Genomic DNA, 24,394 nt, shown 5'->3' on the forward strand with positions numbered 1-24,394 from the left:
TCGAAGAACGCTACGCGTCTTTCTCTGAGAAACTGGCGCTGTAGCGCCAGCGCAGATTTCTGGAAACGCTATGCGTTTCCCTCTGAGAAATCTGCGCGGTGGAAATTGAGGTGGGAGCGGGAGGCCGTCGGTCCCCGCTGCCCGAGATACCGCGAGAACGTGGCGCCGGCGCCGTAGGGGCGATCCGCCGGTGACGAAAGCCGGAAGAAGCACAGCTGCCCGATCTTCATTCCCGGCCACAGCCTGATTGGCAGGGTCGCGACGTTCGAGAGTTCGAGGGTGACGTGCCCCTCGAAGCCGGGGTCAATGAATCCTGCGGTCGAGTGGGTGAGGAGGCCGAGTCTGCCGAGTGAACTCTTGCCCTCGAGCCTGGCGGCGATGTCGTCGGGCAGGCCGACCGTTTCATAGGTGGATCCGAGCACGAACTCACCGGGGTGCAGGATGAACCCCTCGGAGGGGTCAACCTCGATCAGTCGGGTGAGGTCAGGCTGGTCTTCTGCGGGGTCGATCACGGCATATTTGTGGTTGTCGAACAAGCGGAAGTACCGGTCGAGGCGCACGTCGACGCTCGAGGGTTGCACCATCTCGGGTTCGGTCGGCGAGAGGCTGATGCGGCCGGAGGCAAGCTCGGCAGTGATGTCGCGATCTGAAAGCAGCACGGCACCAGTCTAGAACGTGTCGGCTATGCGGGCAGCGGCTCAGTGATCGCGAAGAGTAGTTCGGCGAGGCGCCAGCCGAGTTCGCCGAGGCCCTCGGGCGCGTCGGGCCCGGCGATCGCCGTGATCGTCAGAGCGCGCTCGTGCACCCCGCCGAGCACGGCGACCGCGTGATCCGCTGGCAACGTGAAGCGACGCCCGGCTGCGCCGAGCAAGGGCTCGACCAGTTGCGCGAGCTGGCCGCGAAAGCGCTCCATGAAATCGACATAGCCCGGCGCGATCGATGGGTCGCGCATGGCAAGCAGCAGGAATTCGGTCTCGAGGGCGAACCACGCGGGCTCCTCCCCGGTCGGCGCGAAGTACTCTTCGATGAGCTTCGTCGTCGCGTCGAGGGTGATGGGCGCCTCGTTGCTTCCGAGGAGCGGCGCGAGCAATGCCGAATTCTCCTGCAGCCGCACGGCTCGCCGTTCGTACTGGTCGGCTAGCACCGCGAGGAAGAGCTGCTCCTTGCTGTCGAAGTTTGAGTAGAACGCGCCGCGGGTGAACCCGGCGTGCGTGCAGACCGCCTCGACCGAGGTCGCCTGCACGCCCTCTGCGACGAACACCTCCGCCGCGGCCTCCACCAGGCGGCGGCGCGTGCGTTGCCTGCGGGGGCTCGGCTCAATAACTTTCACAACGTACCCCTTCACAGTCGCCTCGAAGCACGAGCGGATACATTAGTGTATCGAACTGCGCGACGGGGCCGGGGTACTGATTCGTGGGCCCCGAATTCCGCTCGGCGCAGGCTCGTCGCCCGCCTTCGAAAGGTTCGCATGTCGTCTGTGTTGTATGCCCTCGGCACGTGGGCTGCCCGCGCCAAGATCCTGGTACTCATGCTCTGGGTGGCGCTGCTCGCCCTGCTCGGTGCAGGCGCGCTGTTTCTGGGCCAGGGTGCGAACGCTCCCATCACGATCCCGGGTACCGAATCCCAGGCCGCAATCGACACGCTCAGCCGCACGTTCCCCGAGGTGAGCGGCACGAGCGCGACGATCATCGTGGTTGCGCCGGGCGGCGAACGGGTCGACGAGGAGCCCTACATCGGGCTCATTGAGCAGGCGACGACCGAACTCGAGGCGCTCAACCTCGTCTCAGCAGTGCAGACCCCGTTCACCGAACTCGCGAGCGGCGGATTGAGCGACGACGGGCAAGCCGCGCTGATCCGCACCCAGATCGATGCCAGCTCATTCGAGGTGCCCGAATCGACGAACCAGGGCATCATCGATGTCGCGGCCGAGTTGCAGAAGGCACTGCCTGAGGGCGCGGTCGCCTCGTACGGGGGCGACCTCTACGCGACCTCAATTCCCGGCTTCACGATCACCGAAGCCCTCGGCGTCGTCATCGCGTTCATCGTGTTGGTCTTCACGCTCGGCTCGCTCATCGCCGCGGGCATGCCGCTGATTATCGCGATCCTGGGCGTCGGCGTGAGTATCGCGGGACTCTTCTTCACGACCGCGTTCATTCCGATGACCTCGACCACGCCGATGCTCGCGCTGATGCTCGGCCTCGCGGTCGGCATCGACTACACGCTCTTCATCGTGAGCCGACACCAAGAACAACTCCGAGCCGGGCTGAGCGTGCGCGAATCGATCGCGCGGGCGACGGCCACGAGTGGCTCCGCGGTCGTCTTCGCGGGCATCACCGTCATCATCGCGCTCGTCGGGCTCTCGGTCGCGGGCATTCCGTTCCTCACCGCGCTCGGCGTTGCGGCAGCCGCGGGTGTCGCGGTCGCCGTGCTCATCGCGATCACGCTCACCCCCGCGATCCTCGCGATGGCGGGCATGAAGATCCTGTCGAAGAAGCAGCGGGCCCGGCTCGCGGGTGCTGGTGCGGGTGCCGGCAACGGTGCTGGTGCCGATGCATCAGGCAACGCAGACAGTGGATCGGCACAGCCAGCCCCCGGCGAAACGACCGGGGCCGAGCAGGCGGGATCCACCCCCAAGCCGGGCAAGGCCGAACGCTTTTACGGCGGCTGGGTAAAGACGGTCACGCGCAAGCCGCTCATCACGATCGCGGCCGTACTGGTGACCCTGGGCATCGCCTCGATTCCCGTGCTCGACCTGCGGCTGGCCCTCCCCGGTGCCGAGCAACTGCCGCTCGATAACCCGGCCCGCGTCACCTATGAACTGACCGGCGAACACTTCGGTGCGGGGTCGAACGGCCCGCTGCTGCTGACCGGGTCGATCATCACGAGCACCGATCCACTCGGCCTCATGGAGGATCTGGCCGACGAGGTGCGCGCGATCCCGGGCGTCGCCGACGTGCCGCTCGCGACCCCGAACCAGGGGGCAGACACCGGCATCATTCAGGTAGTTCCCGTAGACGGCCCGCACGCGGAGAGCACGAGCCAGCTCGTCGCCGAGCTGCGCGCGCACCACGACGAGTGGGAAACGAAATACGGCGTGAGCCTCGCCGTCACCGGGTACACGGCCGTCGGAATTGACGTGTCGAACCTGCTGTTCGAGGCGCTGCTGCCGTTCGGCATCCTGGTCGTTGGCCTGTCGCTTGTGCTGCTCGCGATGGTCTTCCGCTCGGTGTGGGTGCCGCTCAAGGCGACCCTCGGCTACCTGCTCTCGGTGGGTGCTGCCTTCGGCGCGGTCGTCGTCGTCTTCCAGTGGGGATGGTTCGCCGACGCGTTGCACGTGAACTCCATCGGGCCGGTGCTGAGCTTCATGCCAATCATCTTGATGGGCGTGCTCTTCGGCCTGGCCATGGACTACGAGGTGTTTCTCGTCTCCCGCATCCGCGAGGAGGTGGTGCACGGTGCCGACGCGACCACAGCGATCCGCCGAGGCTTCATCGGCTCGGGCCCGGTGGTGACGGCCGCCGCGATCATCATGTTCGCCGTCTTCGCGGCCTTCGTGCCTGAGGGCGACCCGTCGATCAAGGTGATCGCGCTGGGTCTCGCCGTCGGCGTATTCGTCGACGCGTTCATCGTGCGCATGACGCTCGTGCCCGCAGTGCTGCAGCTGCTCGGCGACCGCGCCTGGCGCATGCCGCGCTGGCTCGACCGGCTGCTTCCCTCCTTCGACGTTGAGGGCGAAGGGCTCGCACGCGAGCTAGCACACGCCGAGTGGCCGGAGGATCAGCCCACGGCCCGCGTCGCGAGCTCCCGGCTGGTGCTACCCGGCAACCTTTCGGTGCCCGACCTGCGGGTTGCGCCCGGCGAGGCGTTGCTGCTCGACCCCGTCGAACCGTATGCGGCCCGGCTGGCCGAGGTGCTCAGCGGGCGCGGCGCGATCCACACGGGCACGTTGAAAGCGGTGGATCTGCTGCTGCCCGAGCGCGCCTCGACCCTGCGCTCGCGTGCCGCGTGGGCGACCCCCGCGTCGCTGCGCGAGGCTCTGGCGGATCGCCCGTCGCTCGTCGTCCTCGATCTCCGATCTGCGGGCGCCGAAGCGGGCAATCTGCACGAGGCCGAGCAGATCGAGGCCGCACGTTCGATGCTGAGCGCACGTGAGGTGGAGGCGGAACGCGGCGACGTTCCCGCCGTGACCGTGGTGGTGCTGGGCAGTCGCGAGCTTGCCGCCCGCTTGCTTCCAGCCGGCACTTCGCTCGTGCAACCCGGTGAGGGGGCGCCACCCGCCGCGACCGTCTCGCCTGAAGAATCCGCGCAGGTTGTGCGCGATAGCCAGGCACCATTCACCCCACAAGTTGCGCCGATTTCACAGGAGACGACCCGATGAGCCTGTCGCTGACCCGACTGCGGAGCACGAAGCGCGTGAGCTGGCGTACGATCGTCGGCCTGATCCTCGTGCCGCTCACGGCTGCTGGGCTGCTGCTGTGGGGCCTGTGGAATCCGACCGACCGCCTCGACACCATCACCGCCGCCGTGGTGAATCTTGACGAACCGGTGGAACTCGACGGGCAGCTCGTGCCCATGGGGCGCGTGCTTGCGGGTGAACTGATCGGGGGCGACTCAGAGACGAACTTCACGTGGGTTCTCACCGATGAGGAGGACGCCGCGGCGGGGCTCGACGACGGTCGCTACGGAACGGTCGTGACGATTCCCGAGAACTTCTCGAGCGCGGCGACCTCACTCTCGCGCGGAGTTGACGAAGCCGAGACCGCGACCATTGACATCACCACGAGCGATCGCGGGCGACTGCTCGATTCCGCGCTTTCGGGCATTGTGACGAGCACCGCGACGGCCGTGCTCAACGAGCAGCTCGGCGCGCAGTTCGTGGGAAACATCTTCGTCGGCTTCACCGAGCTCGGCACGGGCATAGGTGAGGCGGCGGACGGCGCTGCGCAGCTCGCCGATGGTGGATCTCAGCTCGCCGACGGGGTCGCCGAGTTGGCCTCTGGTGCGGCCGAACTCTCATCGGGTGCTGGCCAGCTCGCGACCGGGGGCGGGGCCCTCGTCTCGGGTGCGAACGAGCTCGCTAGTGGGTCCGCCGCGCTGTCGGGTGGAGCCGGGCAGCTGGCCACGGGTGCGCGCGCGGCCGCCACCGGCGGCGCCGAGTTGGCGACCGGTATTGAGCAGTATGTCGGTGGCGTCAACCAGGCGATCACGGGCCTGCAGCAGGGGGCTGGCTCGGCAATCGAACCGCTGCAACAGCTCTATGCGGCAATCGATGCCGGCATCGTGCCGCTGCCCCCCGACCAAGATAAAGCGACCGTACTGGCCGGGCTCTCTCAGCTCATCAATTCGCTCAGCGCCGCGTCCACCGACGGCCCGACGAACGAGCTCACGCAGCTCAAGGGGGCCGGAACCGCTCTCGCGCAGGGAAGCCGCGCATCGGCCGATGGGCAGGCGCAACTCGCGACCGGCGTTGAGGGGCTCGCCGGAGGGCTCTCGCAGTATTCGGCGGGAGTCGCCCAGTACGCCTCGGGCGTCTCGCAGTATGTGGGCGGAGTGGGCGCGCTCGCCGCGGGCACTCCCGCACTTGCCGACGGTGCGGCTCAGCTCGCTGACGGCGCGCGCCTGTCCGCCGACGGTACGGCCGAACTCGCTGACGGGTTGCAGACTGCGGCCGGTTCGATTCCGGCATACACCGACGCGGAGCGCGAGAAGCTCGCCGAGACGGCCGTGAAGCCGGTCACCGCGCAGGGTGCGAGCGACGAACTCTTTAACGCGGCCGGCGTGCCGTTGTTTGCGGGCATCGCGCTCTGGGCGGGCGCCCTCGCCACCTTCCTGGTGCTGTCGCCGCTGTGGCGTCGCACGCACGATGCCGCTCGCGGCATCGGCGCGATCACCCTGCGCAGCGCGCTTCCCGCAGCGGGCATCGGTGCGGCGCAGGGCGGCATCGCCGGGGTACTGCTCCCGATCATGCTCGGGTACGACCTCGCGCAGGGGCTGGGGTTCTTCGCACTCGCACTCGTGGCCGGCATCTCGTTCGCGCTGGTGAACCAGGGTCTCTCCGCACTGCTGGGAGGTTTCGGCCGGTTCGTTTCGTTCGCGCTGCTCGTCGTTGGGTTCGCGATCGGGGTGATCTCCACCGCGCCGCCGCTCCTGCAGTCCATCGGTGATGCCAGCCCGCTCGGGGCGCTCTTCTCCGGGTTCCAGGCGATCGCTGGAGGAGTCGGAGGCACCGGGAGCGCGATCTGGGCCCTGGCGGTGTGGGCCGGCGGCGGCCTGGTGCTGACCGCCTTCGCGGTCGCGCGGGCGCGGAAACGCACCGCAGAATGAACCCTGCCTGAACGCTGAGTGAAGGGGGGCCCTCGAGGCTCCCCACACGACGGCCCGTCGGGCAAGATAACAATATGGTTACTTCTCCCGCGCCTGTCGCGATCGTTGGCATGGCAGGAGAGAAGCGCGCTTCCGACTACACTGAGCCCACTGATCCACCCACCGGACCCGCCCTCACCCGTGCCCGGCCGCACGCGACCGCGATGCTGTTCATGAAGTCGGGTCGCCCCCACGAGCCAGTGGCCGTGCCTCAGGTGTTGCTGGGTTCGGGTGAACTGCTGGTCGAGGTGGAGTTCGCGACGGTGTGCAGCTCAGACATTCACACGGCGCTCGGCCACCGTGTCGAACCCGCGCCGGCCGTGCTCGGTCACGAGGCTGTTGGCCGGGTCTCGGCCATCGGCGGGGTGGTGCCGGCTATCGACGGCGTGCCACTCGTGCCCGGCGATCGGGTCGTGTGGTCGGTCGTCGCGCAGTGCGGCACGTGCGACCGGTGCCTGCGCGGGATCCCGCAGGCCTGTCGCACGTTGCGCAAGTATGGCCATGAGCGGATCGGCCAGGGCTGGGAACTGACCGGAGGATTCGCCACCCACGTGCACCTGCGTGAGGGTACGACGGTGATCCGCGTCGATGAGGGGATTCCCGCTGCGGTGCTCGCGCCCGCCGGATGTGGCATCTCAACGGCATGGGCGGCGCTCGCTGCGGCCGAGCGAACAGTGTCGCTTCGCGGCGCGACTGTGCTCGTGACCGGTGGTGGGCTGATCGGTCTCTCAGCCGCGGCGATGGCTCGCGAACGGGGGGCCACGGTCATCCTCGCCGAGATCGACGAGGAGCGCCGCACACTGGCCCACAGCTTTGGGGCGGTGGTGACCTTCGATCCACTCGCTGGGAGCACCGCGCGCGATCTGCTCGCGTCATCGGGCTTGGAAGGTCGTGAAATCGATGTTGTGATCGAGGCATCGGGGTCACCCCTCGCTGTCGCGGCAGGGATCGATGCCGTCGGCCCGGGCGGGGTCGTGGTGCTTGTGGGCAGCGTATTCCCCACCGACCCCGTGGCCCTCGTGCCGGAGCGCCTGGTGCGGTCGCAGGTGACCGTGACCGGCGTGCATAACTATGCACCCGAGCACCTGCGAGGTGCACTCGAATTCCTAGCGTCGAACTGGCGCACCTATCCCTTCGAGCAACTCGTGGGGCGCGTCTACCCGCTCATTGAGCTGGATGCCGCGCTCGATCGTGCGGCGCTGCGCCGCGAGGTGCGCGTGGGCGTCACCCCGGCCGCGCTGCGCCAGCGGTAGTTCCGCCTCAACTCAAGGTGCCCTGTTCACACCGGGGTGCCTTATTTGCGCAAGTAGGGGCTCCTGAGGTGAACAAGGCACCTTGGCTCGGGCTCGGGCACGGCATCGGATGGCCCAGGCCCTGACTTGCGCCCTCTGCGCGGGCGGGGTGGACAGTGAGGGTGACGAAGGCGAGCGGTCCCACTTCGCACGCAGAGACCCGTGGCCTCGCCCCAGCAAGCTGGAGCGAGGCCACGGGTCTCTGCGTGTTGCCGGCTACGGTGCGGCAGGCAACTGCACCTTGATGAGGCCCGCCGGGTAGCGGTCTCGTGCCGAGACATAGAGCTGGTTATTCTCCGTGTCGATCGAGACCCCGTATACCTTGTCGCCGTAACGGTACTCCTCCAGCCGCTCGATGAGCGTCAGGTCGGCGGTGCGGTAAATCGACACACCCGAAGCGTCGTAGGCGCTCGTCTGGTGTCCGACCACGACAATCCCGGCTTCCCCGTCCACCGCAATCGACCGGAAGTCAGAGGCAGGGAGAGCGAGTCGCTGGAGCAACTCATAGTCCGATCCGCGGTACACCCGGATGCCCTCGGTGGATCCCGACGCGTCGCTGTTGCTGACGTAGAGGAGGTCCTCCACGGGATCGTAGGCGACACCGTGGGTGCGCCAGGCACCGCCGTCGGTCGGGCCCGCGACGGTCTGCATGAGCTCGCCGGTCAGCGCGTTCGCCACGTCGAACCCGCCACCGCGCGTACCGCCGTACACGAGGCCGCGGGCGAGATCCACATCCATGCCGCGCACGCTGCCGGTGAAGGCGAATGGCCCGCGCACACGCTCGCCGGTCTCGGCATTCATGACGACCCAGTTCGCGCCGAACGCGGCGTAGAGCAGCCCGTTCTCGGCATCGTAGGTCACGTCGCGGAGCCCGTCGCCCACCGGGTCGGTGGTCGGCACCGAGATGGTGCGCACGAGCTCGTTGGTCGTGGGGTTGATCTCGTGGATCCGGGCCGGGCGCATCTCGTCGGCGACGTAGACGTTTCCGGTTGCTGGATCCACCGCGGTGCCGACCGGGCGGATGTCCGGATCGAGGGTCACCTCAGCGGCCGACGGGATCGCAGTGAGCGCGGTCGCCGTGTAGTCGGGGTCGACCGGGTCGACGGGATCCACCGGATCAACGGGGTCAACCGGATCCACGACCTCAACACCCACGCGGGTGCTCACCGTCACCGCGGCAGCGGTGAGTTCCTCACCCGGAGGGTTCAGGCGGAAGTCGCGGTTCGCGACAAAGACGCGCTGCGCCTCCTCGTCGACCGTGATGCCGTAGCCATCCTTGCCATACTGCGGCCCGACCATGTCGACGAGCTCGGTGCCGGTCGCGAGGCGGTGCACCGAGAAGCCGCCGCCGGTTGCAGAGGTGCCCGTGTAGCCGATGTAGAGCAGCCCGTTCGTGCTATCGATATCGACCTGGCGTGCGCCGGGGCGTGCGGCACGTTCCCATACCTTCTTGAATCCGTCCGTCGAATCGAAGGCCTGGATACCGATGGCCCCCTCCACGCTGTAGAACTTCGTGGTCACGACGAAACCAGTGACCGGATCCACTGAGACGTAGTAGGAATCGGCGGTGCCATTGATGACACCCAGGGACTCACCGGTCGAAGCGCGGAACACCTCGACACCGCGTGCTGGCACGGCGACGTAGACGAAGTCGTTCACCGGGTCGACATCGAGCGAGCGATTCGACTCGATGATCGGGTAAGAGCCGCGCACAATCTCGCCGTAATTCTCGTCGGCGATCGAGACGACAGTCCAGTTGCGGTTCTGCTGACCCACGTAGAGCAGCCCGCGCGCCTCGTCGATGCCGAGGTCGCGGATATTCTCCGGGAGGGTGATGGTGCGCAGCACCTGGTCGGTGTCGGGATCCATCTCGAAGATCGTGCGACCGTTCTGATCGCCCAAGTACAGCAGGTCGCGCTCCTGGTGGTACGCGACGCCCGCTGGCAGGGCGGCGTTCGAGCGGTTCACCGAGGTCAGGTCGGCGGTGTGCTCGTAGGTGATCTCCTCAATCGGTTCGTCGGTGCCGGGATCGGTGGGATCCGGATCCGGATCGGGGTTCGGCTCGCATCCCAGGCACGGACTCGGGGTTCCGGGGTCAATGACCTGCGGCTCGACACCGTCAGTCACGACCTTCTGCTCACCCTCTTTGTTGATGGTGAAGCCATCAAGGAAGGCGCCATCAGCCGTGCGCGACTCGAAGCGCAGCGTGCCGCCAGCAACATCGACGACCTGGTAGGTCTGCATGCCGGTCACGAGCCTGCGCAGGTGCGCGTCGTTCTCGTTCCAGTGGCGGGGGCCGACGTTGTAGAACTTCGAGCCGACGCTCGAGCTGACGTAGACGGGGCCTGTGTGGCTGAGCGCAGCGTCAGCTCCCGCGGGCAGGTTCTGCTCGTTCGCCAGCAGGTTGCCGCGGCCATAGGCATGGTCGTGCCCGCTGAGCACGAGGTCGACATTGTGCGCCTCGAGGATCGGACCCCACGACTGGCGGATGCCCAGGTTGTTGCGTCCTTCGTCGAGCGAGTACGTCGGGTGATGGAAAAACACCACCGTCCACTGCTGCGGGTTCTCGGTGAGCACGGCTTCGAGCCACTCAGCCTGAACCTGCAGGCCCTCGGTGTCGACCTGGTTGCTATTCAGGGAAATGAAGCGCACACCCTCGTGGTCGGTGAAGTACACCGTGCCCGCGAGCCGATCGTAGACTTCGCCCTCGCCCTGTGGTCCGTTGTCGGGGTAAGCGAACTGGCTCTGCCACTGCGATGACAACTCGCCCTCGTACTCGTGGTTGCCAGGTGTCGTGAGCATGTTCTGCGTGCCAAGAGTGTACGAGAACGCGTCGTACAGCTCGCCCCACTGCGCGTCGGAGTGCGCATCGTTGACAAGGTCGCCGATCTGCAGCACGAGGTCGGCATTCGGTCGGTCGCGGAACGCGTTACGCACGACGCGCGAGGCATCGCTGTGGATCCCGTTCTGGATGTCACCCAGGTAGATGAACGAGAAGGGATCCGCGCCGCTGGTCGCGGTCTCGAAATCCTGCCACTCGCTGAAATTCGTGCCGTCTCCGACCCGGTACATGTACGAGACTCCCGGGAGCAGGCCGGTAAGAGTCGCCGTGTGGATCGCTTGCGTGTAGCCGAGGTCGGTCGTCTGCTCTGTGCGTTCCTGGGCGACCAGCGACTGCACGCCGCCGGGGTACGGCTCAGCCGTCATCACCCGGTACTCGACGATGCCGCTCGTCACCTCGGTGGCGGAGCGCCAGCTGACGACCTGCTCGGTCGTGGCATCGGCACCCGGGGTGAGGGTGATGCGGTCGGGAACCCGACTCGGGGCGTAGCGTTCAGCGGCGGGTTGCGAGACCGCGTTCGCGGGGGTCGCCGTGAGGAACCCTCCGGAAGCAATCACCCCGAACGCGAGGCCCGCGGCAAGAAAGCGCTGTGTGGCGCGTGATCGTTGCATGTTATGCGGCCTTTCGATGAGTGCGGTACGTGGGGAAGAGGAGTGCGCCACCGGCAACTGCGAGCAGCGATCCGAGCGCGATGGCACCAAATGCGGACTCGCCACCGGTGGTCGCGAGCCCCTGGCCCGCTGCGGTTGGCGACTTCGTCACGATGATGTCTTGTGACACGGTGCGCCCGGATTCAAGGCCGCGGAGCACGATGCGGTGCTCGCCTGCGGCGGCATCGCTCGGGATCATGACCCGTGCGCTCACCGCTCCCGTGTCGGTGGCGGTGCTCAGTGCAAGCGTCACCGGCGTGGAGTGCAGCTCGATGGCGACGCGCTCGCCGGCCAGGAAGCCTGCACCGGTCACGGTGAAGGAGTCACCGGGTGCGAGCGAGTTGTCGCTGAGGCCGACGGTCGCGGCGGGGACCTCGGTTCCCGGGTCGGTGCCGGGATCTGTACCTGGATCGGTCCCGGGGTCGGTTCCCGGGTCGGTGCCTGGATCGGTCCCGGGGTCGGTTCCCGGATCGGTACCGGGATCCACGGGCAACGCCGGCGGAGCCACGCCCTCGCGGCTCGAGCCCGGCCCACCGGCCCACATCACGTCGTCGGTGACGAGCTTCTCGCCCTCGGTGTTCTTGGTGATCGTGAAGGCATCGAAGACCGCCCCGTCAACGGTGCGGGCCTCGACGTGCATGCGTCCGTCTTCTGTCACGTCGACCGTCTGGAAGAGCTGCACGTCTCGTCCGACGACGCGCAGGTTCGCATCGTTGGTGATCCAGTTATTGGAATCTGCGGCATCGGGAATGTACATCTTCGGACCGGCGACGCTGACGAGGTACGCGGGGCCGGTGTGGCTGGTCGCGGGATCCGCGCCCTCGGGCAGGTTCTGCTCGTTAGCGATCAGGTTGCCGCGTCCGTACGCGTGGTCGTGGCCCTGCACGACGAGATCCACATCGTAGGTCTCAAACAGGGGCAACCACGCCTCGCGCAGCGCCTGGTTGTTGCGACCGCTCGTGACCGAGAATATGGGGTGGTGGAAGCTGACGACCGTCCACATGTTCGGGTTGTCAGCGAGCTTCTCCTCGAGCCAGGTGGTCTGTGCCTCGCGCGACTCGGCGCGCATCGCTTGGGTGCTGTCGAGGCTGATGAACCGCACGCCCTGGTAGTCGACCGAGTAGACCGTCTCCTGCAGGGTGTCCTGGTCTTCGGGGCCGTTTCTCGGAAACTCGAACTGCGCGCCCCAGTGCTGCGAGAGCGCCGGGCCGGGGTAATACTCGTGATTGCCCGTCGAAGCGATCACGTTGAGGTACTGGTTGGAGAAGGCTGCAGCCTCGTGCCACTCGCCCCACTCGGAATCGCTGGTCTCGGTGTCGATGAGGTCGCCCGCGTGGACCACGACGCGCGCGTAGGGACGCGCCTCAAACGCGGCGCGGAACGAGCGCGAGGTGTAGGCCTTGTTGTCGTTCTGCGCGTCGCCCTGCACGAGGAAGCTGAATCCGCCGACCTCGGTCGTCGCGGTGGTGAACTCGAGCCACTCGCTCCAGGTCTCGCCATCGCCCACGCGATACACGTAGGTGGTGCCAGCGTTCAGGCCCTCGATCGTGGCGGAGTGGTGCGCTACCGGGTAGCCGAGCGTCGTGTCGAACTGGTCGGAGGTCGCTGCTGCCACCGTCTGCGCGCCCGAGGTCACGCTCGGCCCGCTCAGCGCCCACTGTACCTGCGGCGCGGTGACCGCGTCGGAGGTGCGCCACGACACCGACTGGCTCGTGGCCGGCTGCTCGGTCGGTGTGAGGATGATGCGGTCCGGCACCGCGGTGGGGCGGTGGACGGTCGCTGGGTTGACCGCGGGCGGGGCGAGTCCGCCGCCGTTCGCGAGGGCCACACCACCCCCTAGCGCGCTCAGACCGATTGCGACGGCGAGGGTTCCCGCCGTGAGCAGCGCGGGACGGGGAATACGGGGCATGCGTGACACACCTCTCGGACGGGCGGCAGGGCCGGCTCTTTGGGCGCGCGTGGCGCGGGCGCACCAGAAGAGCGCGCCCAAAGATCGAGTGTGGCGTGGCAGGTACCCGCAGAAATAGGGCAAAACCAGAGTGTTCCCGAGGCGTTCACGCAGGCAATGTTTGCGTCACACCAAATTTGGACGGCGTTCACTCAGGCATCGTCCGAAAGGGGACGAGAATGGTCCTGACTCAGCGGTGAGAGGACAATTCGCGTCCCCTTGCGCGAGTGTTGGGGGAAGGGTGACGGATCGCCGCGCCTCGGCGCCTACGGCACCCGGCGCAGCCACTCCTCGGTCGCGAACTTCTTTTCGACCAGCCGCTCGGCTGCGTCGTACTCACCCTCGGTGACCTCGCCACGGGTACCGCCGTGACGGCGCACAAACGTGTCGACCATCTTCTCGATGATCTCGGCGCGCGCGAGGCCGGTCTGGGTGCGGAGCGGATCCACCCGCTTTTGTGCGCTCGCAATGCCCTTGTCTGAGAGCTTCTCGCGACCGATGCGGAGTACCTGGGTCAGCGCGTCGCCGTCCATGTCGTAGGCCATCGTGACGTGGTGCAGCACCGCACCCGAGGCGAGGCGCTTCTGCGCGGCCCCCCCGATCTTGCCGTGCGGGCTGGTGATGTCGTTCAGCGGCTTGTACACGGCGTCGATGCCGACCGACTTCAGCGCCTCGAGCACCCACTCGTCGAGGAACGCGTACGACTCGGCGAAGCTCATGCCGCGCACCAGTTCCTCGGGAGCATACAGCGCGTACGTGATGCTCGATTCGGGCTGCATGAACATGGCCCCGCCGCCGGAGATGCGTCGCACGAGCTGCCCGCCACGGGCCGCGAGCTGTGCCTCGTCGACCTCGTTCTGCACCGACTGGAAGCTGCCGATGATGGCGGCCGTGCGATCCCACTCCCAGATGCGCAGCGTGGGCCCGCGCAGCCCCTCGCCCACGGCGATCGTCAGCACCTCGTCGAGTGCCGCGTTCATCATCGGAGACATCGCCGGCTCGTGCACGATCTGCCAGTCGTAGTCTCGCCAGTGCGCCGCCCCGGTCACGCCTCGGCGCACCGCAATGCCCACCGACTCGGGCGTGAAACCGAGCAGGTGCACCTCGCTCGGAAGTGCCTTGCGGATCGCCTCAGCGAACTCGTCGATGGTCGAGTTGGGACTCAGCCCGTTCACCGCGCGGTTAATGTCATTCAGCGCCTCGTCGGGCTCGAGAAAGAAATCGCCAGACAGGTGAAAATCGGCGATGCGACCGTCAACCAACTCGAAGTCGACCACCACCAGCTTGCCGCCGGGAACCTTGTACTCGCCGTGATGTGTAGCCATGTCACCAGAGTACGCCGCAGCTACCCGCGCGGGAAGCGATCAAGCATCCAGGTGATGATTTCTGCGGTCACCTCTTCGCGGTTGGTCTCGTTGAGCAGCTCGTGCCGCGCGCCGGGGTACACGCGCATGGTGACATCGCGCACGCCGCGAATGCGGTACGCGTCGGCGAGGAGGCGCAGGCTATCGCCGCGGCTGAGTGGATCGTCGCTGCCCGAGACGATGAGAATCGGCACGTCAGGCGCGACACTCGCTGCGGGGGTGCCGAAGAGTCGCAGGGCGTCTGGGAGCCCGAACAGCTTGATGATGTCGGCCGGAAAGCAGAGTGGGTCTGCGATGAACGCACGCTGCACATCGGGGTCGCGGCTCAGCCACTCGAACCCGTTCGCGCCATCACCGCGCCAACGCTTGTTCAGGTCTCCGGATTCCATCGACATCGGGGTGCGCTTGGCGCTGCCCGAGAGCACCACGCCGTCGTAGATGCGCGGCTCGCGGTTGATGATCCGCTGCGCCATCAGCGATCCCCACGAGTGACCGAACATGATCACCGGCAGGCCGGGGTGCCGTTCGCGGGCAAGATCAGTGAGCTGGTGGATCGCGGCCTCCGCCGCGCGCAGGCCGCCCGGGCCGAGCGTGCCGAGCTTCGAGAGGTCGCCGCCCCACTGCCGCCGGCCGGTCTCGCCGTGGCCGCGGTGATCGTTTGCCACCACCGTGAACCCCGCGTCGCGCAGCGCCTGGGCGAAGGCGGCGTACCGCAGCGCGTGTTCGCCGACCCCGTGCGCGATCTGCACGATGGCGTGCGGGTCCGTCGCCGCCCACTCGTATGCGGCGATCTCAATCCCGTGCGGGTCGGTGTAATCAAACCGCGTGAAGTCCGTGCCAGCGTCAGTGCTCATTCCTCTATTCTGCCCGTGATCGTGCTCCCGACTGTGCCTAGACTGAGCGGGTGCGCAGATGGCGGTGGATCGCGGGACTGGCCGCGGTGGCGTGCGGAGTCGCCGCGCTCGCACTCACGGGGGCGCATTGGATGACAGGAACGACGGGCGAGGAGTTCTCGGTGTCAATACGTGACGAGGAGATCGGGGTGTCCGTGCGCAACGAGCTGCTGCCTGGCCCGGCCGCCGCCGCACCCGGCGCGCCCGCAGACACAGCGGGCGCTGGCCCCAGTGGATCGCCGAACCGCCTCGGCTCGGCCGCCGTACCGGTGCGCGTCTATGAGCCGCAGGGCCAAGCGCCATGGGCAACCCTCGTGTGGGCGCACGGGGGCTCGTTCGTGCGTGGCACCCTGGATTGGCCCGAGGCCGACTGGGTGGCGCGCGCCTTCGCCGAGGCCGGCATGCGGGTGTACTCCGTCGACTACGCGCTCGCGAGCGACTCCGTCAAAGCCCCCGCGCCGGCGAACGACCTGGCGGCGGTCGTGCGTGCGGTCGCCGTGCGCCACGAGGGGCTGCTCGTCGTCGGTGGCGCGAGCGCGGGGGCACACCTCGCGGCCCTGGCCGCGCTCGCGCAGGCCGACTGGGCGGGTTCCGAGCCACAGCCTGGAGGCACCGGCGGTGCTGCCGACTCGCCCACACCAGCACGGTCAGTCGATGCCCTGCTCATGCTCTACCCGACCGCGCACCGGGTGCAGCGCGAAGACCCGCAGATCGCCGCGCTCACCGCGGTACTGCCCGAAGCGCGTCGATTTGATTCCGCTCGCATCGCCGAGATGTACGCGTACTACCTAGGGGATACGCGGCCCGGTCGGAGTGAGTCGCACGAACATCGCGTCGATCCGCCCGCGTACCCGGACGCCCCCACCGTGGTCGGGGAACTCCCACCCGAGCGACTGCGGCAGCTCCCACCGACCATCATCATCAACGCCGATGCCGACGACCTGCGCGCGTCGGGTGAGCATTTCGCAGAGCAGCTCACCGCAGCCGGGGTGAGGGTGACGCTCACCCTGCAGCCGGGCACCTTGCACGGCTACCTCAACCGGCCCGAGGAGTCGGATCGGGCCCGGGCCGATGCCCGCGCCACGATCGATCGGTTCGTGACCGAGGTGCGCGCGATCCACCCTGAATAGACTCGACGTATGACTCATCTCACAGTGTCACTTCCGTCCGATGCGGGTCTCGCGGAGGCGGTGGGCGAGGTTTCGGGTGTCACTTTCGTTCCCTGGGATCTCGACGGACCGTCGCCGGCCGAACGGCTCGACATCGTGGTGCCGCCCTACTGGGGCGGAAACCGCCAGCTTGCAGCGCTCGCTCGGGCCGACGTGCGACTCGTGCAGTGGCAATCGATTGGCTTTAACGGGGTTGAGAAGTATGTGCCGGCAGGAGTGCCGCTCGCCAACGCCGCCACCGTGCACGAGACCTCAACCGCGGAGCTGGCCCTGGGCCTCGCGCTCGCCGCCCAGCGCGGCATTCCCGAGTTCGTGCGCCAGGGCGACCGGCGCGAGTGGGTGACCCCCACCCTCCCGAGCCTCGCGGATCGGCGCGTGCTGATCGTCGGTTACGGCGGCGTCGGAAAGGCGATCGAGGCGCGGCTTGCCGGCTTCGAGGTGCATTTCGAGCGGCTCGCTCGCACGACACGGGTGGATCGCGATTCGTCTGGCACCGCTGTGCCCGTGCGCGGGTTCGACGAACTGCACGACGCGCTCGCCGATGCCGAGGTGGTGTTCCTCGCGGTGCCGCTGACCGCGGAGACCACCGCGCTGATCGACGCGGCGGCGCTCGCCGCCATGCCCGACGGCGCGCTGCTCGTGAACGTCGCCCGCGGTCCGGTCGTTGACACGGACGCACTCGTCGCCGAGCTCACAGCGGGCCGCCTGCGCGCGGCACTCGACGTGACGGACCCCGAGCCATTGCCCGCCAGCCACCCGCTCTGGAAGTGTCCGAACCTGCTCGTCACCCCGCACGTGGGCGGTGACTCATCGGCGATGATGCCGCGAATGGCGGCGCTGATCCACCGTCAAATCGCACACCTGCAGCGGGGCGAGACGCCCGAGAATCTCGTGCTCGGCACGTGGCCCGCGGCCTGAACTCACCCACCCCGATAGACGCAAGGAGACGCGCGATGGAGCGAGCCCTCACTGGTCCGGTAGCGCTGACGCGGCACGACGGCACACTGAACCCCGACGCTGTCGGCTGGGCGGCGCAGCCCGTGGTTGACACGAGCGACCTCGGCGCGGGACGGGGGCGCAACAAGCGCTGGGAATACTGGAACGTCACGACGCCGACGCACATCATCGGGCTCACCGTCTCGTCGATCGACTATGCGTGCGTGCACGAGGTGTGGGTCTACGACCGGCAGACGGGGCAAACCTGGGGCGAATCGGCCACCGTCATTCCGGCCCGCGGTGCGGTGCTCGCCCCGGTGCTCGAGCAGGGTCGCTCGATGGCGCGGGCGAAGAACCTGGCAATCGACATCGACCAGACCCCAGAGGGCACGCGGCTGCGGGCGCAGATCCCCGGTCTCTTCTTCGACGTGCTCGCCGAGCTGCCCGAGGGTCACGAGCGGCTCGCCCTGGTCGTGCCCTGGAGCGAGACCCGGTTCCAATACACGGTGAAGGATCTTGCCCGCCCGGCGAGTGGCACGCTGCGCATCGGCTCGGTGGATCACCCGGTGCTAGCCGGCGAATCGTGGGCGGTGCTCGACCACGGGCGTGGGCGCTGGCCGTACGACATCAGCTGGAACTGGGGCGCGGGATCCGGTTGCTCGAACGGGCACGTGATCGGCGTGCAGGTCGGCGCACAGTGGACAGCGGGCACGGGGGTGTCTGAGAACGCGTTCTTCGTTGACGGCCGCATGCACAAGATCCACGGCGAAACCGACTGGGAGTATGACATCGAGAACTGGCGTGCACCGTGGCGGGTGCGAGGCGGTGGGCTGGATGCGACGTTTGAGCCGTTTCACAACAAGACGACCCGCACGAACCTCCTGATCCTGAAGGGTCACACTGACCAGTGCTTCGGGTTCTGGAGGGGCACCTTCACCCCCGAGGGGGCAGCGCCTATCGAGTTTGATGGGATCCTCGGGTGGGCCGAGGAAGTGCACAACCGCTGGTGAGCGCCGCGAGAAGAGCCGATACTGAGAACACTTCGACGATGGAGGACGAGATGCGCGCGATCGTTGCACTGCAGGCCGGAGGCCCCGATGAGCTGACGCTGCACGAGGTGCCCGTTCCCGAACCGGCGGCTGGCGAGTTGCTCGTCGAAGCCGCCGCGATCGGCGTCAACTTCATCGAGACCTACCAGCGCTCGGGCGTGTACCCCGTGTCGTTCCCCTTCACACCGGGAGCCGAGGCCTCGGGCACCGTGGTTGCGGTCGGCGACGGGGTGTCGGGGTTTGTTCCCGGCGACCGGGTGACCACGAGTGAGGCACGGTCGAGTTACGCCGAGCGCTTTCTCGTCGAGGCAGAGCGTGCCGTGCGGGTGCCGGATGCGGTGGATCTCGACACGGCTGGCGCCCTCCCCCTGCAGGGACTCACCGCGCACTACCTGGCCACATCGGCCGCTCGCGTGCAGGCCGGCGACACCGTGCTCGTGCACGCCGGGGCTGGAGGGGTGGGGCTGCTGCTCACCCAGTTACTCGTTGCGCGAGGGGTGCGGGTGCTCACCACCGCGTCGACCGAGGAAAAGCGCGCGCTGAGCCGTGAGGCCGGTGCCGCAGAGGTGCTGGGATACGAGGGATTCGCCGATCGTGTGCGTGAGCTCACCGGCGGCGAGGGTGCCGCGGTGGTCTTTGACGGGGTGGGCCGCGATACCTTCGACGCTTCCCTCTCTGCCCTCCGCGTGCGCGGCCAGATGGTGCTCTTCGGCGGCGCAAGCGGCCAGGTGCCGCCCTTCGACCTGCAACGGCTGAACGCGGGTGGATCCCTGTCCATCACGCGGCCTGCGCTGCCGCACTTTCTGCGTACCCCCGAAGAGCGCGCCTGGCGCTATCGCGAACTATTCGACGCGATCGCAGCGGGCTCGCTGAAGGTACGGATCGGCGCGAGGTTTCCTCTCGCTGATGCCGCGGGCGCCCACCGTGCACTGGAGGGCCGGGGCACGACCGGCAAGGTGATCCTCACCCCCTAGTCGCCGCGCCGCACGGATACCCTCGGCGGCCTTGCCCGTAGCGGTATTCTGGCGAAATGTCTGACACACGCGAAAACACACCCGAACAGGTGCCGGTGGGCGCTCCCGCCGAGACCGGGGTGGCGGCGGAGGCCGGACGGCCGATCCATCACGAGGGTTCGCACGACACGCGATTCTTTGGACAGCCGTGGGCGCTCGCTAACGTGTTTGGTGTCGAGATGTGGGAGCGTTTCAGCTTCTACGGCATGCAGGGCATCCTGCTCATCTACATGTACTTCACCGTGTCGGAAGGCGGCCTCGGCATCGATCGCGCCGTGGCGACGGGCATCGTGGGTGCCTATGGCGGCACCGTGTATCTCGTTGCCATCCTGGGTGCCTGGCTTGCCGACCGGGTGCTGGGCTCCGAGCGGGTGCTCTTTTACAGCGCCATTGTGATCATGGCCGGGCACGTCGCGCTCGCTGTGCTGCCCAACGCGTGGGGCCTCGGCGTCGGTCTCGCGCTCGTCGCGATCGGCTCGGGCGGGCTGAAAGCCAACGCCACCGCGGTCGTCGGCACCCTGTATGCCGAGGGTGACACCCGGCGCGACGCCGGCTTCTCCCTCTTCTACCTCGGCATCAACCTCGGGGCCTTCCTCGGACCGATCATTACGGGCCTGCTCCAGTCGACCATGGGCTTCCACTGGGGCTTCGGTGCCGCAGCCGTCGGCATGGCGATCGGCCTCGTGCAGTACTCGTTCGGGCGAAAGCACCTCCCCGAAGATTCCCGGCTGGTCGCGAACCCGTTGCCGCGAAACCAGCGGGGCCGCTTCGTCGTTGCGGGCGTGGCCGGGGTGGCAGTGCTCGTAATCGGTGTGGTCACCGGCGTGATCCGCGCTGACAATCTCGCGACAATCGCCATCATCATCATCCTCGCCGCGGCGATCGCCTACTTCATCGTGATCATCGGCTCGAAGCACATCAACGCGACGGAGCGTTCGCGGGTGATCAGCTTCATCCCGCTCTTCATTGTGAACGTGGGGTTCTGGTCGCTGTACCAGCAGCAGTTCACGGTGCTCACGATCTACTCAGATCAGCAGCTCGATCGAACGATTTTTGGTTGGGAGATGCCGATTTCGTGGATCAACTCGATCAACCCGATCTTCGTCATCATCCTGTCGGGAGTGTTTGCGGCGGTCTGGTCGAAGCTCGGCACTCGCGCGCCCGCAGCGCCCGCGAAGTTTGGGCTCGGCTCGATCATCATGGGCGCGGCGTTCCTGCTTTTCATCCCGTGGGCGGGTGGCGGCCCGTCATCGACGCCGCTCCTCGCGATGGCCCTGATCCTCCTCGTGTTCACCGTTGCCGAGCTGTTCATCTCGCCGCCCGGGCTATCGGTCACCACGAAACTCGCCCCCGAGCGTTTCCGTACGCAGATGGTCGCGTTGTACTTTCTCTCGGTCGCGCTCGGCACGTCGATCGCCGGCTGGCTCGCGCAGTTCTACGACCCCGCGACCGAGGTTCCCTACTTTGCGCTGCTCGGAGCGATCGCGATCGGTATCGGCCTGTTGATGCTGGTCGCCGTGAAGCCGGTGCTGAAGCTCATGCGCGGGGTGCGGTAGCCGACGGGTTTGTTTCGAGTCGAGATCCGGTTAGCCGCTTGCGCACGGGGTCGTCACCGGGGTCATGGACACCCGGCTGACCGCCTGCGCGTCGAGGCCCGGCTCACGGCTTGCGCGCAGTGGCGTCACCGGGGTTCTCGACACCCGAAACTCGGAGATTCGCACAATTTCGGGGGAATATTGCTCCACTGATCCTGGATTGTGCAGATCTCCGAGGCTGGGGTCAGACAGTGCCCCCGGTATCGGGCCAGTACGTCTACTCTGACTCGAAGCCCTGTGCCCGCAGCGATGCGCGCATCGTGTGGCGGCCGTGCAGGCCCGCGATCTTCGCGAGGCGGCCGATAACGGTGCGCGCCCAACTGCGCCCCGGGTGCCCCTGCCCGGCGAAGTACTTTTCGTAGCTCGCCTCGTACTCATCGGTGGCGGATCGCCACCGTTCCGGGTCGTACACCTCGTGGTGCAGCACGCCCGTCAGCGGCAACCGCGGCTTGACCCCGGTACCCTCGGACGGATCCGGCACGCCGATCGACATCCCCACCAGTGGGAACGTGTGCTTCGGGAGCCCAAGCTCGGCGCACACCGCCTCAGGGGCGTTGCGCAGGCTGCCCACGAATACGCCACCGAGGCCGAGGGATTCTGCGGCGAGCAGCGCATTCTGCGCGGCGATCCCCACGTCGATCGCGCTGATGAGCGTGTTTTCGATGAGCCCAAGGGTTTCGGGTTCGGCACTGTGCGCGCGCATGAGCGCATCGTTACGGCTGAGATCCGCGATCCACACAAGAAATACGGGCGCCTCGGCCACGTAGTCGCGACCCCCCAGCATCTCGGAGAGTCGTGCCTTGCGAGCCGCATCGCGCACGGCAATGACCGACCACACCTGCAGGTTCGACGAGGTCGATGCCCTCTGGGCTGCGCCCACGATGAGTTCGAGTTGCGCGTCGGTGACGGGCTCGTCGAGGTACTTTCGCACCGACTTGTGCGCGAACTGCTGCGCGATGACTGCTGATTCGAGTTCTTTCTGCATGGTGGTCCTCTCGAGTACGCACGTCTTCGACGTGGTACAGCCTAGCCCGGGAAGAATTTGCGCGCGGGGTTCACGCGAGCCAGGGGTTGATGAGTTCCGTGCCGTGTCCCTCGAAATCACCCGTGTTGCGGGTCGCGATCCGTGCACCCTGGGCCTGCGCGATGCCGAGGATCTGGCCGTCGGCGAAACTGAGCCCCCGGCCAGCGCGCTCCGCTCGCCCGCGGATCTCAGCGTGGAATCGAGCAGCATGCTGATCGTAAGCTAACACCCGCTGGGCCATCCCCTCGAACAGGGCATCGATGCGAGCGGAGAGCGCTTCTTTTCGCCGCCCAGTTGGCAGCCGATCAACCCCGAACTTCAGCTCATGCACCGTGATGACGCACAGCACGAGATCGTGGCGCTCTGCCCGCAACCACTCAAGAACCCGTGTGTCTGGTTCTTGCCGCAACGTTTCCGACCAGACGTTGGTGTCGACGAGGATCACAGCGGCGGTACCTCGCGAGCCTCGCCGCGCGTGGGGAGCTCGATGCCGATGCCCTGCTCTGCGAGCCGCGATTCTTCGCCCTCTGCAAGCCACATCAAAATCGGATCTGAAGCCGTCGGCGTCACAATATCGACGAGAATCTGCCTGGCTTCCGCTTCCATTGAGCGCCCATGGCTGCGCGCTCTGGCCCGGAGTTCCTCCTTCACCGGCGCTGGGAGATTTCTGATGAGTAACTGCGCCATTCTCGCCTCCTTGTGTAGTGATATCGATGATATCAGTCAGGATGCCTGTGACGGGGCCGATCCGACACCGTTTGCCCGGTGCCCCATCACCCGCCCAGCTAGACTTGAGCGGTGTGCCCGGCGCTCTCGCCGGGCCTTTCCCAAGATCCCCGCTTGCCCCTTGGAGTGTGCTTCACCATGGCCGAACAGTCCCGTCTCGACAAAGTCATCGCCCTCGCCCGTCACCGCGGCTTCGTCTACCAGGCGGGTGAAATCTACGGTGGATCGCGCAGCGCCTGGGACTACGGCCCACTGGGCACGGCGCTGAAGGAGAACATCAAGCGCCAGTGGTGGAAGGCCATGGTGCAGCGGCGTGACGACGTGGTCGGGATTGACTCGAGCGTGATTCTGCCGAAGCAGGTCTGGGAGGCCTCGGGCCACGTCGAAGTCTTCAGCGACCCGCTCGTCGAGTGCCTGCAGTGCCACAAGCGCTACCGTGAGGATCACCTCATCGAGGAATTCGAAGACAAGAAGGGCCGCGCACCCGAGGGCGGGCTCGCCGAGGTCGTCTGCGTGAGCTGTGGCACCCGCGGCCAGTGGACCGAGCCGCGGGCATTCTCTGGCCTCCTGAAGACCTACCTTGGCCCCGTTGACGACGAGGCGGGTATGCACTACCTTCGCCCAGAGACCGCGCAGGGGATCTTCGTGAACTTCGCGAACGTGCTCCAGTCCGCGCGCATGAAGCCCCCGTTTGGTATCGGTCAGATCGGCAAAAGTTTCCGCAACGAGATCACTCCTGGCAACTTCATCTTCCGCACCCGCGAGTTCGAGCAGATGGAGATGGAGTTCTTCGTCGAGCCCGGCACCGACGAGGAGTGGCAAGAGTACTGGATGAACGAGCGGATGTCGTGGTACATCGGCCTCGGCATCGATCCGGGCAACCTGCGCTTCTTCGAACACCCGAAGGAGAAGCTCTCGCACTACTCGAAGCGCACTGCCGATATTGAGTACCGCTTCGGCTTTACCGGCGGCGAGTGGGGTGAGCTCGAGGGCATCGCGAACCGCACCGATTTCGACCTCACCACCCACTCGAAGCACTCGGGCAAAGATCTGTCCTACTTCGATCAGGCGAAGAACGAGCGCTGGGTGCCCTACGTGATCGAGCCGGCCGCGGGCCTGACGCGCTCGTTGATGGCGTTCCTCGTTGACGCGTACCGCGAGGAGGAGGTGCCAAACGCCAAGGGCGGCACCGACACTCGCACACTGCTCGCGCTCGATGCGCGCCTCGCGCCGATCAAGGCCGCGGTTCTGCCGCTCAGCCGCAACGAGGCGCTGTCTCCGCTCGCGCGCGAGATCGCCGCCGAGCTGCGCGACGACTGGAACATCGACTTTGACGATGCGGGGGCGATCGGCCGCCGCTATCGCCGCCAGGACGAGATCGGTACGCCATTCTGTGTGACCGTCGACTTCGACTCGCTCGAGGATCACGCCGTGACCGTGCGCGACCGCGACACCATGCAGCAGGAGCGCGTGCCTCGCGCCGAGCTTCACGCATACCTCGCCGAGCGCCTGCGCGGCTCGTAGCCCACT

The 24,394-nt window shown here is 67.2% G+C and carries 19 protein-coding genes; 9 read left to right on the forward strand and 10 right to left on the reverse strand.

The window, feature by feature from the left end; all coding sequences use genetic code 11:
• Window positions 1-68: 68 nt before the first annotated feature.
• Window positions 69-659 carry a dCTP deaminase gene (dcd, locus tag ACTNFK_RS00820; protein WP_435936466.1) on the reverse strand — a complete coding sequence of 197 codons (591 nt, stop codon included), beginning with the start codon at window positions 657-659 and terminating at the stop codon, window positions 69-71.
• Window positions 660-682: 23 nt separating this feature from the next.
• Entirely contained in the window at window positions 683-1,330 is a 648-nt protein-coding gene (locus ACTNFK_RS00825; protein ID WP_435936467.1) for a TetR/AcrR family transcriptional regulator, read from the reverse strand.
• Between the two features lie 138 nt (window positions 1,331-1,468).
• Here ACTNFK_RS00825 and ACTNFK_RS00830 point away from each other — a divergent pair, with 138 nt between their 5' ends.
• The 3 genes from ACTNFK_RS00830 (at window position 1,469) to ACTNFK_RS00840 (ending at window position 7,616) form a co-directional block, all read left to right on the forward strand.
• The gene (locus ACTNFK_RS00830) at window positions 1,469-4,378 is read left to right on the forward strand and encodes an MMPL family transporter (RefSeq protein WP_435936468.1); all 2,910 of its coding nucleotides are present in this window, start codon (window positions 1,469-1,471) and stop codon (window positions 4,376-4,378) included.
• Complete coding sequence (locus ACTNFK_RS00835) at window positions 4,375-6,324, forward strand: YhgE/Pip family protein (RefSeq protein ID WP_435936469.1); 1,950 nt, start codon at window positions 4,375-4,377, stop codon at window positions 6,322-6,324. The genes ACTNFK_RS00830 and ACTNFK_RS00835 overlap by 4 nt, the downstream gene beginning before the upstream one ends.
• A gap of 74 nt (window positions 6,325-6,398) precedes the next feature.
• Entirely contained in the window at window positions 6,399-7,616 is a 1,218-nt protein-coding gene (locus ACTNFK_RS00840) for a zinc-binding dehydrogenase (RefSeq protein WP_435936470.1), read from the forward strand.
• Window positions 7,617-7,871: 255 nt separating this feature from the next.
• Here the strand turns inward: ACTNFK_RS00840 and ACTNFK_RS00845 are convergent, their stop codons facing one another.
• From ACTNFK_RS00845 to ACTNFK_RS00860, 4 genes are all read right to left on the reverse strand, one after another.
• Window positions 7,872-11,108, reverse strand: coding sequence for a metallophosphoesterase (locus tag ACTNFK_RS00845; RefSeq protein ID WP_435936471.1), 3,237 nt, complete (start codon window positions 11,106-11,108; stop codon window positions 7,872-7,874).
• 1 nt (window position 11,109) lies between these two features.
• Window positions 11,110-13,056: a purple acid phosphatase family protein gene (locus ACTNFK_RS00850; RefSeq protein WP_435936472.1), complete on the reverse strand. Its 1,947-nt coding sequence runs from the start codon at window positions 13,054-13,056 to the stop codon at window positions 11,110-11,112.
• Between the two features lie 305 nt (window positions 13,057-13,361).
• A complete protein-coding gene (lplAB, locus tag ACTNFK_RS00855) occupies window positions 13,362-14,420 on the reverse strand; it encodes a lipoate-protein ligase LplAB (RefSeq protein ID WP_435936473.1) in 1,059 nt (352 codons plus the stop codon).
• 20 nt (window positions 14,421-14,440) lie between these two features.
• Window positions 14,441-15,313: an alpha/beta fold hydrolase gene (locus ACTNFK_RS00860; RefSeq protein WP_435936475.1), complete on the reverse strand. Its 873-nt coding sequence runs from the start codon at window positions 15,311-15,313 to the stop codon at window positions 14,441-14,443.
• A 50-nt stretch (window positions 15,314-15,363) separates the two neighbouring features.
• Between ACTNFK_RS00860 and ACTNFK_RS00865 the strand changes: the two genes are divergently transcribed.
• Genes ACTNFK_RS00865 through ACTNFK_RS00885 form a run of 5 tightly spaced genes read left to right on the forward strand, consistent with a single transcriptional unit; the run spans window position 15,364 to window position 21,075 of the window.
• The gene (locus ACTNFK_RS00865) at window positions 15,364-16,482 is read left to right on the forward strand and encodes an alpha/beta hydrolase (RefSeq protein ID WP_435936477.1); all 1,119 of its coding nucleotides are present in this window, start codon (window positions 15,364-15,366) and stop codon (window positions 16,480-16,482) included.
• Window positions 16,483-16,491: 9 nt separating this feature from the next.
• Complete coding sequence (locus tag ACTNFK_RS00870; RefSeq protein WP_435936478.1) at window positions 16,492-17,439, forward strand: 2-hydroxyacid dehydrogenase; 948 nt, start codon at window positions 16,492-16,494, stop codon at window positions 17,437-17,439.
• 35 nt (window positions 17,440-17,474) lie between these two features.
• Window positions 17,475-18,467: a DUF2804 domain-containing protein gene (locus tag ACTNFK_RS00875; RefSeq protein ID WP_435936479.1), complete on the forward strand. Its 993-nt coding sequence runs from the start codon at window positions 17,475-17,477 to the stop codon at window positions 18,465-18,467.
• Window positions 18,468-18,505: 38 nt separating this feature from the next.
• Window positions 18,506-19,480 (forward strand): quinone oxidoreductase family protein, encoded by a 975-nt coding sequence (locus ACTNFK_RS00880; RefSeq protein ID WP_435936480.1) that lies wholly within the window; start codon window positions 18,506-18,508, stop codon window positions 19,478-19,480.
• A 56-nt stretch (window positions 19,481-19,536) separates the two neighbouring features.
• Window positions 19,537-21,075: a peptide MFS transporter gene (locus tag ACTNFK_RS00885; protein WP_435936481.1), complete on the forward strand. Its 1,539-nt coding sequence runs from the start codon at window positions 19,537-19,539 to the stop codon at window positions 21,073-21,075.
• A gap of 30 nt (window positions 21,076-21,105) precedes the next feature.
• Here ACTNFK_RS00885 and ACTNFK_RS00890 read toward each other — a convergent pair whose 3' ends face one another.
• The 4 genes from ACTNFK_RS00890 to ACTNFK_RS00905 form a co-directional block, all read right to left on the reverse strand.
• Window positions 21,106-21,264 carry a hypothetical protein gene (locus ACTNFK_RS00890; RefSeq protein WP_435936482.1) on the reverse strand — a complete coding sequence of 53 codons (159 nt, stop codon included), beginning with the start codon at window positions 21,262-21,264 and terminating at the stop codon, window positions 21,106-21,108.
• Between the two features lie 67 nt (window positions 21,265-21,331).
• A complete protein-coding gene (locus ACTNFK_RS00895; RefSeq protein WP_435936483.1) occupies window positions 21,332-22,099 on the reverse strand; it encodes an NADPH-dependent oxidoreductase in 768 nt (255 codons plus the stop codon).
• 70 nt (window positions 22,100-22,169) lie between these two features.
• Window positions 22,170-22,583 (reverse strand): type II toxin-antitoxin system VapC family toxin, encoded by a 414-nt coding sequence (locus tag ACTNFK_RS00900; RefSeq protein WP_435936485.1) that lies wholly within the window; start codon window positions 22,581-22,583, stop codon window positions 22,170-22,172.
• Window positions 22,580-22,825 (reverse strand): FitA-like ribbon-helix-helix domain-containing protein, encoded by a 246-nt coding sequence (locus tag ACTNFK_RS00905; protein ID WP_435936486.1) that lies wholly within the window; start codon window positions 22,823-22,825, stop codon window positions 22,580-22,582. The genes ACTNFK_RS00900 and ACTNFK_RS00905 overlap by 4 nt, the downstream gene beginning before the upstream one ends.
• Window positions 22,826-23,002: 177 nt before the next feature.
• Between ACTNFK_RS00905 and ACTNFK_RS00910 the strand changes: the two genes are divergently transcribed.
• Complete coding sequence (locus tag ACTNFK_RS00910) at window positions 23,003-24,388, forward strand: glycine--tRNA ligase (RefSeq protein ID WP_435936487.1); 1,386 nt, start codon at window positions 23,003-23,005, stop codon at window positions 24,386-24,388.
• Window positions 24,389-24,394 lie beyond the last annotated feature (6 nt).

This window comes from Leucobacter fengyongliangi, from assembly GCF_052386045.1.

Excerpts from the sequence above, each read along its gene's own strand:
- ACTNFK_RS00830 (WP_435936468.1), top strand. The coding sequence starts at position 1,469 with ATGTCGTCTGTGTTGTATGCCCTCGGCACGTGGGCTGCCCGCGCCAAG.
- ACTNFK_RS00835 (WP_435936469.1), top strand. The coding sequence starts at position 4,375 with ATGAGCCTGTCGCTGACCCGACTGCGGAGCACGAAGCGCGTGAGCTGG.
- ACTNFK_RS00840 (WP_435936470.1), top strand. The coding sequence starts at position 6,399 with ATGGTTACTTCTCCCGCGCCTGTCGCGATCGTTGGCATGGCAGGAGAG.
- ACTNFK_RS00845 (WP_435936471.1), bottom strand. The coding sequence starts at position 11,108 with ATGCAACGATCACGCGCCACACAGCGCTTTCTTGCCGCGGGCCTCGCG.
- ACTNFK_RS00850 (WP_435936472.1), bottom strand. The coding sequence starts at position 13,056 with ATGCCCCGTATTCCCCGTCCCGCGCTGCTCACGGCGGGAACCCTCGCC.
- lplAB (WP_435936473.1), bottom strand. The coding sequence starts at position 14,420 with ATGGCTACACATCACGGCGAGTACAAGGTTCCCGGCGGCAAGCTGGTG.
- ACTNFK_RS00860 (WP_435936475.1), bottom strand. The coding sequence starts at position 15,313 with ATGAGCACTGACGCTGGCACGGACTTCACGCGGTTTGATTACACCGAC.
- ACTNFK_RS00870 (WP_435936478.1), top strand. The coding sequence starts at position 16,492 with ATGACTCATCTCACAGTGTCACTTCCGTCCGATGCGGGTCTCGCGGAG.
- ACTNFK_RS00875 (WP_435936479.1), top strand. The coding sequence starts at position 17,475 with ATGGAGCGAGCCCTCACTGGTCCGGTAGCGCTGACGCGGCACGACGGC.
- ACTNFK_RS00880 (WP_435936480.1), top strand. The coding sequence starts at position 18,506 with ATGGAGGACGAGATGCGCGCGATCGTTGCACTGCAGGCCGGAGGCCCC.
- ACTNFK_RS00885 (WP_435936481.1), top strand. The coding sequence starts at position 19,537 with ATGTCTGACACACGCGAAAACACACCCGAACAGGTGCCGGTGGGCGCT.
- ACTNFK_RS00895 (WP_435936483.1), bottom strand. The coding sequence starts at position 22,099 with ATGCAGAAAGAACTCGAATCAGCAGTCATCGCGCAGCAGTTCGCGCAC.
- ACTNFK_RS00905 (WP_435936486.1), bottom strand. The coding sequence starts at position 22,825 with ATGGCGCAGTTACTCATCAGAAATCTCCCAGCGCCGGTGAAGGAGGAA.
- ACTNFK_RS00910 (WP_435936487.1), top strand. The coding sequence starts at position 23,003 with ATGGCCGAACAGTCCCGTCTCGACAAAGTCATCGCCCTCGCCCGTCAC.